Consider the following 10313-nt stretch of genomic DNA (forward strand, 5'->3'; position numbering starts at 1 on the left):
ACCTTCGTGACGATCACCACGCTGTACCCTACATACAGTCTGATGAAATTAGCGTAATGGCCAAGGCCTTTCAGGCAATAATACCGACTCTTCACGAGTCGGTATTATTGTCAGGCTCTGGCACTCAGCTCCAGCCGTTCGCCCGCACACCCCGTCACACCTCGCTATTGCAGCGACTCGCGCTTGTGTAGCTTCACACGAAAACCCGATGGCGTTACCGTAAAGGCGAAACTCTCCGTGACGGCCGATGCAGGCTGCTGCGCTTCTACGCGAAACCCGCTACACAGTGCATGAAACCCCAGTTTCACTTCCATTAATGCCAGCGAGCGCCCGGGGCACAGTCGCGGCCCTCCGCCAAAGGGCTGAAGATCGGAAAAAGCCGCCTTTCCGCGCTCAAGCCATCGCTCAGGCACGAAATCATAGGGCTGCTGAAATAACGCATCATCGAACCCGCTCGCATTCAGCATCAGCAGCAGAGGCGTCCCCTTTTTGATCAGGAAATCATCAATAACCGTGTTCTTCGTTGGCTCAAGGTACAGCAGCGGTGCAACGGGCTTGAGCCGCATCGATTCATACATCGCTGCTGTGAGCCAGGGCATACGCGGAAGCGGCCACGGAAGGATCGCGCCAGCCCCGTCAGCCGCCTCTTTGCACTCCTGAAACACGCACTCTTCTACCGAAGGTGCCGAGCAAAGCAGGAAACTCATCCAGGCAAGCGTATTCGCCGTCGTGTCCTCCCCCGCGAGAAGAAGCGTAATCGCATTCGCCACAATGTCGTCGTCTTTCAGCGTCTCGTCTTTTTTCTGCTCGGCGAGCATCACCTGTAGCATATTCTCAGGCGTTTCCATTAATTGCGGGTTTAACCGAATGCGTTTCCGTTGGCGATAAATAAATTCATCAACGTATTCGCGAATCTGGCTCAAACTTGCATCAAACTGCTTATCTCGCTCTCTCCTGATGTATCGCCATAGAGGAAACAAAGCACTACTGCGCTCGTTAATCACGGGAAACAGACGACGTAAACTTTGCGATAGCGGGTTATCCCCCTGCTCAAGCGTATTCACGTCTTCACCAAAAGCCAGTAATGACGTGATATCAACCGTGTAGCGCTTGAATTCCTCCACCAGCGCGACGGTCTCCCCGGTTTCAGCCAGCGCCGTAAAGCGGTCAGATAGCCGGGAGGTTACCTTTCTGAGACTGGGATAGAAATACTTCAGATGAGCGGGCTGAAACATCGGTTCCGTCAGCCTGCGCTGATTCTCCCACCGTTTCCCTTCCGATGAGAAAACCCCGTTCAGCCCGGCTTCCTGAAAAACAGACTCAATGCTGTTGATACGCCGAAATTCGTCGGGGCGGGATTTCATGATGGTACGAATCCATTCGGCGTCAGCAATCACGATCGCGGACGTCAGCCCCAGCCTTAAGCGATAAAAACGGCCATACTGCGCTTTCCATCCCAGCATCTGTAAGTGGATGTCGCTTCGTTTTAAGTAATCAACATGTCCGAGAAGGCCTCGGGTCGGGGGCATTGGCAGGCGTTTGATGGATCTCATACTCACATCCTTCTTTAGTGTGTTCAAAGTCAGGCGAGAAATAGCCTGCGAAAACAACCATCGAGATAGCGAAGAGGTAAAGAGAGAGCCATTTTTTGAAAAAATGCCGTTTATTTATGCTTACCGCCGCACGCGAAACAAGCGAGCGGCGCGGCTGATTGGGATAGCAATGATGTACGGCGCAGACAACGATTAAGACACAGCATCGGGATGACTGCCTGAGTCTATATTTTCGTCAAATCCTACAGAGGGGTGTTTAAGAAACAAACAGTCCGTTTTGGTTTTTTTGTTAAGAAGTAATACCGTGACAGCCCTTTTCCCGCAGTAGGGAAAGCGGCGAGGTTATCGCGAGACGTGCGATAACCTCATCACGTGATTAGCCCGGAATCAGCAGACATGACCCTTGTGTGCCACGGCTTTCCAGCGCCCGATGAGCCGCTTGCGCCTCCGGCAGCGCAAATTTCTGGCTCTGTGGCACGTCCACCGTAATCGCTCCGCTGGCGATCAGTGAAAAGAGTTCATTGCTGGCCTGTTCCAGTTCAGCACGATTGGTGACGTAACCAAACAGCGACGGACGTGTGACGTATAGCGACCCCTTCTGGTTCAGAATCCCCAGATTGACGCCGGTGACGGGCCCAGACGCATTGCCGAAGCTGACCATCAATCCACGGCGGCGCAGGCTATCGAGCGAGGCTTCCCAGGTATCTTTCCCGACCGAGTCATACACGACGTTCACCTTCTGCCCATCGGTCAGTTCCGCAACGCGCTGTGCAATGTTCTCGGTACGGTAATTAATGGTTGCCCAGGCACCCGCTTGTTTTGCCCGCTCCGCTTTCTCATCGGAGCCCACCGTCCCGATCAGCTTCGCCCCCAGCGCCTTCGCCCACTGGCAGGCGATCAGCCCAACGCCGCCCGCTGCGGCATGGAACAGGAAGACCTCATTCGGTTTGATTTCATACGTCTGACGCAGCAGGTAGTAAACCGTCAGTCCTTTCAGGAAAGAGGCCGCCGCCTGCTCAAAGCTGATGGCATCCGGCAGCAGCGCAACTTTCTCCGCGACCACGTTATGTACCTCGCTATACGCGCCCAGCCCGGACTGCGCATACACGACGCGATCGCCGACTTTCAGCACGCTAACCCCTGCCCCGACTTTCGTCACGACGCCCGCCGCTTCGGTTCCCAGCCCGGACGGTAAATCCGGCACCGGATACAAACCGCTGCGAATATAGGTATCAATAAAATTAATGCCAATGGCGCGGTTCTCAACCTGAACCTCTCCCGCTGCGGGTTCGGCAGGCGTGAAATCCACATATTGCAGAACCTCAGGGCCACCATAAGCCCGGAACTGAACGCGTTTTGCCATGTTATCTCCTTAATCGTGACGGGTTCATCGTCTCTCTATAATACGTATACCCTAAATAATTCGAGTTTCAGGCAGGCGGCAAGCGAGGGAGTCCCGATGAGCTTACATCGGTAAGTGATTCGGGCGACTAAACGCAGCCAACGCACATGCAACTTGAAGTATGACGGGTATATTGTGTTATTTCGGACGTGTGGCATATACAATGCCCCCTAATCCAATGGCAAATCAACCGGTAAAGAACCCGTTTCATGGCAGAGAAAAGACCCACCAATAAATCGAATGAACCCCGTGACCGCCAGATGGAAGGTCTGAAACTTCCGCCACATTCGCTGGAAGCGGAGCAATCGGTATTGGGTGGCCTGATGCTCGACAATGAACGCTGGGATAATGTCGCCGAGCGTGTTGTCGCGAACGACTTCTATAACCGCGCCCACCGCCTAATCTTCACCGAGATGCAGCGCCTGCTCGAAATGAGCAAACCGATCGACCTGATTACGCTGTCCGAATCGCTCGAACTGCAAGGTTCACTGGAATCCGCCGGTGGCTTCGCCTATCTTGCCGAACTGGCAAAAAACACCCCGAGTGCCGCGAATATCGGGGCCTACGCTGATATCGTGCGCGAGCGCGCCGTGGTGCGTGAAATGATCTCCGTCGCCAATGAGATCGCTGATGCCGGTTACGATCCACAGGGGCGCAGCAGTGAAGATCTGCTCGATCTGGCGGAATCCCGCGTCTTCCAGATCGCCGAAAACCGCGCCAGCAAAGATGAAGGCCCGAAAAGCATCGACCGTATTCTGGAAGATACCGTTTCCCGTATCGAGCAGCTGTATCAACGCCCGCACGACGGCGTAACCGGCGTGTCTACCGGCTATCAGGATCTGGATAAAAAGACTGCTGGCTTGCAAAAATCTGACCTGATCATCGTCGCCGCACGTCCATCGATGGGTAAAACCACCTTCGCGATGAACCTGTGTGAAAACGCGGCGATGATGCAGGATAAACCAGTCTTGATCTTCAGTTTGGAGATGCCCGGCGAACAGATCATGATGCGTATGCTTGCGTCGCTCTCCCGCGTGGATCAGACGCGTATTCGTACCGGTCAGTTGGACGATGAAGACTGGGCGCGTATTTCCAGCACCATGGGGATCCTGCTGGAAAAGCGCAACATGTACATCGATGATTCCTCCGGCCTGACGCCAACCGAAGTGCGTTCCCGCGCCCGCCGCGTGTTCCGTGAACATGACGGCCTGAGCCTGATCATGATCGACTACCTGCAATTGATGCGCGTGCCGTCGTTGTCCGACAACCGTACGCTGGAAATTGCGGAAATCTCCCGCTCGCTCAAAGCGCTGGCAAAAGAATTGCAGGTTCCGGTTGTCGCCCTGTCGCAGCTTAACCGTAGTCTGGAACAGCGCGCCGATAAGCGCCCGGTTAACTCGGATCTGCGTGAATCCGGTTCTATCGAGCAGGATGCCGACCTGATTATGTTTATCTATCGTGATGAGGTTTATCACGAAAACAGCGATCTGAAAGGCATCGCTGAAATCATTCTGGGGAAACAGCGTAACGGTCCGATTGGTTCCGTGCGTTTGACCTTTAACGGGCAGTGGTCGCGCTTTGATAACTATGCCGGCCCACAATATGACGATGAATAACGCAGCGCTCAGCAATGACAACACTGCACTAAGGAACAAGAATGAAAACGGCAACTGCCGTCATTAACCGGCGAGCTTTGCGCCACAACCTGCAACGTATCCGCCAGCTCGCGCCTGGCAGTCAGGTCGTTGCCGTCGTGAAAGCCAATGCCTACGGCCACGGCATGATCGAAGCTGCCCATACCTTTTGCGACGCTGATTGCTACGGCGTCGCACGCCTCTCCGAAGCGCTGGCGCTACGCGCCGCGGGCATCACCAAGCCCATCGTCCTGCTGGAAGGCTTTTTCTCCGCAGACGACCTCCCGCTTCTGGTGGAGCACCAGTTAGAAACCGCCGTTCACAGCCCTGAACAGCTTGCTGCGCTGGAGCAGGCCACTCTGCCACAGCCGATCCCTGTGTGGATGAAACTGGATAGCGGCATGCACCGCCTTGGCGTTCTGCCGGAACACGCCGATGCGTTTTGGCAACACCTGACGGAATGCCGCAATGTGGTGCAGCCAGTCAATATCATGAGCCACTTTTGCCGCGCCGATGAACCCGAAGCGGGAACCACCGAACGCCAGCTAGCCTGCTTCGATGCCTTTACGCAGGGTAAACCCGGCGCACAGTCCATTGCGGCCTCCGGCGGTATTCTGCTGTGGCCGCAGTCGCACCGCGATCGCGTTCGTCCCGGCATTATTCTCTATGGCGTGTCGCCGCTGGATAACGAAGACGCCGCACATTTCGGCTTCCAGCCAGCGATGACCTTTACGTCTCACCTGATCGCGGTACGCGAACACAACTCAGGCGAATCGGTCGGTTACGGCGGCACCTGGACCAGCCCGCGCAATACCCGTCTGGGCGTGGTCGCCGTCGGCTACGGCGATGGCTACCCGCGCTGCGCGCCAGCCGGTACGCCTGTGCTCGTCAATGGTCGCGAAGTACCGCTTTCCGGCCGCGTGTCGATGGATATGATCACAGTGGATTTAGGGCCGGATGCGCAGGACAAGGTCGGCGATGAGGTCATCCTGTGGGGGCCGACGCTACCGGTTGAACGTATTGCTGCGCATACAGGCGCCAGCGCCTACGAACTGATTACGCGCTTAACCCAGCGCACCGTATTGGAATACGTCGACGGTGAGTAAAAACGGACTGGTTGGTTTTTATCGGCAGACTCATGGCTTGCCGGCTTTCAGACGGGTTATCTACTATGCGGCAAGCTGGTTTGCCGCATCCGCTATCCTGACGCTGTTTGCCTTCATTAATTACTCTACCCTGAAACCGACGGATGTCGGCGGCACGCTGTTTGGCGGCATGTTTAGCGCGATGTTCGATCTGATTTACTGGTCTTTTGCTGCGTCGGGATTCTGCTTTCTGGCGCTCTTTCGGCTCTCGGGATGGCGTGTTGCCTGGGTACTTGCGGGACTGGTACAAATCGGCATCAGCGCCCTGTGGCGGGTTCAATATTGGCAGGAGTATGAAAACGACAATGTGATTCTCTCACCCATGCCCGGTGAACTGTATGTTTCCATGCTGGTAGGCGCAGGCATGGCCGCTATCGGCATCGTGAAATATCGACACGCGCGGCACAACCCAGTCGCTCCACGCCCAACGTATGCTAAAGCCGTCGCTGCATTGCTATTGATCGCGCTTTATCTCGCGCTTCCGTTGCATCTCTACCTACGTGAACCCCTTCCCTACTGCGCCTTTAGTCCTGACGGGCAGCAGTTAAGTGTCTGTCTGGGAGACAATGACGAACGGATCATCATTGCTGACTGAGCCTCATGCAGAGCATTTTGCGCGGCAGAACGGTCGCCAGCAGTAACTGGCGCCGTTCATTGACGAGATATCGCCTCTTACGGTGCCACAGCCAACCACTCACCGACGATCTTTTGGTATTCTCCCGTCGCTTTGGTCAGATGTAGCCATTGATCGACATAAAGTTTCCAGCTCATATCATCACGAGGCAGCATGTAGGCTTTTTCACCGTATTGCAGCGGCTGAGCAGGGTTAATCGCACACAGTTCAGGATGCTGTTTCTGCTGAAATAAAGCCTCGGACGCCTCTGTGATCATCACATCCGCTTTTTTGTCCACCAGTTGCTGAAAAATCGTCACGTTGTCATGCAGTGTTAATGCAGCTTGCGGTAAAAAGGCATGAGCAAAAGCCTCATTGGTGCCGCCCGCGGGTTCGATTAATCGCACCGTCGGGCGATTAAGCTGCTCAATAGTTTGGTAACGATCCTTGTTCTCACAGCGAACCAGCGGTATCTTGCCGTCCACATCTAACGGTTGGGTAAAGAACACATTCTTTTGTCGCTGTAAGGTAACGGAAATCCCCCCCATCGCGATATCACATTTTCCCGCCTGAAAGTCCGTCATCAGCGTTTTCCAGGTGGTTTGTACCCAGTTAAGTTTTACACCCAGACTTTTTGCCAGTGACTCCGCCATGGAGATATCAATCCCTTCATAGCCACCGTCTGAGCGTAAGAACGAATAGGGCTTGTAATCCCCTGTCGTGCAGACAGTTAACACACCTTGCTGCTGAACGGCATCCAGATGCGACTGCGCACTCGCTCCCCCAGCGACCAGTAATAACGCCAACCAACACTTTTTCATTACGTTCCCCTGTCAATGTATACCGATAAAACACCTGATATTAGGTATCTGCTTTTATTAGCGGCGAATTCGACGTGCTACCTTTCTTTTTCATTCTATAACTCACACCCAGCGCCAGCAGCCAAAAGGGGATCAGCAGCACCGAAATCTGGATACCCGGCGTCATCGCCATAATGACCAGAATTCCCGCCAGAAACAGCAGGCAAATGACGTTCGTCACGGGGTAACCCAAACTTTTAAAGCGCGTTTCCTGCCGTGCTTGCTTTTTCGCGGCACGGAACTTCAGGTGAGTAATGCAAATCATCGCCCAGTTGATAACCAGAGCAGACACCACCAACGCCATCAGCAGCTCAAAGGCTTTACCCGGCATCAGGTAGTTGATGAGCACACACCCTGCCGTCGCTAAAGCGGAGACGCCAAGCGCCGCCAGCGGGATACCGCGCTGATTGACCTTCAACAGCGCACGCGGAGCGTTCCCTTGCTTAGCCAACCCAAACAACATGCGACTATTGCAGTACACACAGCTGTTATAAACCGATAACGCAGCAGACAGCACCACCAGATTCAGCACGGTCGCGACAACGTTGCTATCCAAAGCATGAAAAATCATGACAAATGGGCTACCGCCTTCAACCACTTTCCCCCACGGGTACAGTGATAACAGCACCGCCAGCGCGCCAACATAAAATAGGAGAATGCGGTAAATAACCTGATTCGTCGCACGCGGAATGCTGTTTTGCGGATCGTCCGCCTCAGCAGCGGTGATCCCCACCAGTTCCAGCCCGCCGAAAGAGAACATGATCACCGCCATCGCCATCACCATGCCACTCACACCGTTCGGGAAAAAGCCTCCGTGTTGCCACAGATTCGCGACGCTAGCATCTGGACCACCCGCGCCGCTGAACAGCAAATAGCATCCAAAAGCGATCATCCCCATGATCGCCGCCACCTTTATGATCGAAAACCAGAATTCCATTTCGCCATATACCTTAACGCTGGTCAGGTTGATCGCATTGATCAGCAAGAAGAATATCCCCGCAGAGACCCAGGTTGGTACATCTGGCCACCAATATTGGATATAAATCCCGACGGCCGTTAATTCAGCCATACTTACCAGGACATACAGCACCCAATAGTTCCAGCCGGACATAAATCCGGCAAAACTCCCCCAGTACTTATAGGCAAAGTGGCTAAATGAGCCAGCAACCGGTTCCTCTACAACCATCTCACCCAGTTGCCGCATGATAAAAAATGCAATGACGCCAGCAATCGCATAACCCAGTAGTACCGATGGCCCAGCCATTTTGATCGTCTGCGCGATCCCTAAAAATAGCCCGGTTCCGACTGCGCCCCCCAGTGCTATCAGTTGAATATGACGATTCTTCAGACCTCTTTTCAACTGCCCTTCTGCATGTTCTGTATCCATGATTTTCCCCGTCAGCAATAAAATTCAAACCGAGAGGGTTTAGCAACTATCAGGCCAGATAACCGTCCTTAGTCTGTAGACAGACTCACTATTGCTAGTAACACAATGAAAATTTTCATAATTTATTTATGACAACAATTTCACACATCGCGCATTCAACCCAAAAAACACCCACACTTAGTGCAAATAAAAGACACCAATGCACGAAATTCAATCATTCATCCCTCTTCGATGCATGAACATGACCTATCATGGTGCACACGGATGAAAAGGTACCTTGCTACGATAAAAAACTCATAGGCAACGAGCCCTAAAAAACTGGTAGTCTGTTTGGCTCACTGCCTGACACTGTTTAGGGAACGCGATGTACACCATTGATGATTTCGATCTGAAAATCCTGACGCTGCTACAAACTAACGGCCGCCTGACCAATCAGGAATTGAGCGATCTGGTTGGGCTTTCCGCCTCGCAGTGTTCCCGCCGTCGCATCGCGCTAGAACAGGCACAGCTGATTCTCGGCTACCATGCCCGCCTGTCGCCGAACGCGGTCGGACTGGAGTGTCTGGGATTAATTGAGGTGCGGTTGATCAACCACACCAGCGAATACGTTGAGCGCTTTCACCAAATGCTGGGAGAAGTGGACGCCATCATCGACGCCTATAAAACCACGGGCGATGCCGACTATCTGTTAAAAGTCGCCGTGGCGGATCTGCCAGGGCTCAGCACACTGATTAGCCAGATTCTGTCGCAGAACAAGAGCGTCGCGCACCTGAAAACCTCAGTAGTATTAAACCGCCTCAAAGAAAACGGTTTGATGATGCCGGAACTGCCTGCGTTGCCCTGAATTAGGGCAACCGCCTCTATTTGGTGCAAAAAAGGAATGATTCACGCAAAAAATTCAAATTAAATGCACGAATCAACCAAATAAAGAATAATATTCGCATGAATCACGCATTATTTTCATTCATATAATTCAATACGTTGCTCTTATCAGTGGCGATATTACATACAGACCCACCGCTAATTTTCACTATCTGGTGCGATTCTTGCTTTGGTAAGCACATGTTTTTACGACAGTCTGTTGAGTGCTCACCATGGATAACGTTATTCCCACACAAAAAATATCACACACGTTGCTGGAAGATATTCTGGCAATACTGTTCGGCACGCTGATGGTGTCATTTGGCGTCATTCTGCTACGTCAGGCAGGTGCGCTCACTGGCGGCACCGCAGGCATGGCTTTCCTTATCCACTATCTGACCAACGTCTCCTTTGGCGTCGCCTTTTTCCTGCTGAACCTGCCTTTTTATTATCTGGCTTTACGCCGCATGGGGTGGGCATTCACGGTGAAAACCTTCTGCGCCGTCGGGCTGGTTTCTCTGTTTTCCGACCTGCACCCGATGTTCGTTCATTTCGATCAGCTCAACCCGTTCTACGCCACGCTGTTCGGCAATATCATCACCGGAATCGGCTTCGTGGTGCTGTTTCGTCATAAGGCCAGCCTCGGCGGTGTGAATATTCTGGCGCTCTATCTTCAGGACAAATACGGCCTGCGGGCAGGAAAACTCCAGATGGGCGTTGACGTTGTGATTGTGCTGACTTCCCTGTTCGTGGTAAGCATACCGATGTTGATTGCTTCGATTCTGGGGGCAACCATTCTGAACCTGATTATCGCGATGAATCATCGCCCCGGCCGTTACGCGGCCTGATTGTCCCCCA

Annotated in this window: 9 protein-coding genes; 5 read left to right on the forward strand and 4 right to left on the reverse strand. The window is 53.3% G+C overall.

The genetic code is table 11. The annotated features are described in order from the left end of the window. Window positions 1–164: 164 nt before the first annotated feature. Both R9X49_RS15685 and R9X49_RS15690 read right to left on the reverse strand, forming a co-directional pair. On the reverse strand, window positions 165–1553 hold the full coding sequence (locus R9X49_RS15685; RefSeq protein WP_319849280.1) for a cytochrome P450: 1389 nt from the start codon (window positions 1551–1553) through the stop codon (window positions 165–167). Window positions 1554–1929: 376 nt separating this feature from the next. After that, window positions 1930–2916 (reverse strand): quinone oxidoreductase, encoded by a 987-nt coding sequence (locus R9X49_RS15690; protein WP_319849281.1) that lies wholly within the window; start codon window positions 2914–2916, stop codon window positions 1930–1932. Between the two features lie 248 nt (window positions 2917–3164). Here R9X49_RS15690 and dnaB point away from each other — a divergent pair, with 248 nt between their 5' ends. The 3 genes from dnaB to R9X49_RS15705 are packed head-to-tail and all read left to right on the forward strand — an operon-like array spanning window position 3165 to window position 6329. Further along, window positions 3165–4571, forward strand: a complete 1407-nt coding sequence (gene dnaB, locus R9X49_RS15695; protein ID WP_010279223.1) for a replicative DNA helicase — start codon at window positions 3165–3167, stop codon at window positions 4569–4571. Window positions 4572–4612: 41 nt separating this feature from the next. Next, the gene (gene alr / locus R9X49_RS15700; RefSeq protein ID WP_319849282.1) at window positions 4613–5695 is read left to right on the forward strand and encodes an alanine racemase; all 1083 of its coding nucleotides are present in this window, start codon (window positions 4613–4615) and stop codon (window positions 5693–5695) included. Then, on the forward strand, window positions 5688–6329 hold the full coding sequence (locus R9X49_RS15705) for a hypothetical protein (protein WP_319849283.1): 642 nt from the start codon (window positions 5688–5690) through the stop codon (window positions 6327–6329). The genes alr and R9X49_RS15705 overlap by 8 nt, the downstream gene beginning before the upstream one ends. Window positions 6330–6406: 77 nt before the next feature. On the opposite strand, the gene R9X49_RS15710 is transcribed toward R9X49_RS15705, so the two are convergent. Further along, window positions 6407–7168 carry a transporter substrate-binding domain-containing protein gene (locus R9X49_RS15710; RefSeq protein ID WP_319849284.1) on the reverse strand — a complete coding sequence of 254 codons (762 nt, stop codon included), beginning with the start codon at window positions 7166–7168 and terminating at the stop codon, window positions 6407–6409. Window positions 7169–7208: 40 nt separating this feature from the next. Further along, window positions 7209–8594 (reverse strand): amino acid permease, encoded by a 1386-nt coding sequence (locus tag R9X49_RS15715; RefSeq protein ID WP_319849285.1) that lies wholly within the window; start codon window positions 8592–8594, stop codon window positions 7209–7211. A 364-nt stretch (window positions 8595–8958) separates the two neighbouring features. On the opposite strand from R9X49_RS15715, the gene R9X49_RS15720 reads away from it, so the two are divergent. Then, a complete protein-coding gene (locus tag R9X49_RS15720) occupies window positions 8959–9438 on the forward strand; it encodes an Lrp/AsnC family transcriptional regulator (protein WP_319849286.1) in 480 nt (159 codons plus the stop codon). A gap of 250 nt (window positions 9439–9688) precedes the next feature. Then, window positions 9689–10303: a YitT family protein gene (locus R9X49_RS15725; RefSeq protein WP_319849287.1), complete on the forward strand. Its 615-nt coding sequence runs from the start codon at window positions 9689–9691 to the stop codon at window positions 10301–10303. Window positions 10304–10313: the final 10 nt, after the last annotated feature.

It is taken from the genome of Pectobacterium carotovorum (genome assembly GCF_033898505.1).
Taxonomy (GTDB): Bacteria; Pseudomonadota; Gammaproteobacteria; order Enterobacterales; family Enterobacteriaceae; genus Pectobacterium; species Pectobacterium carotovorum_J.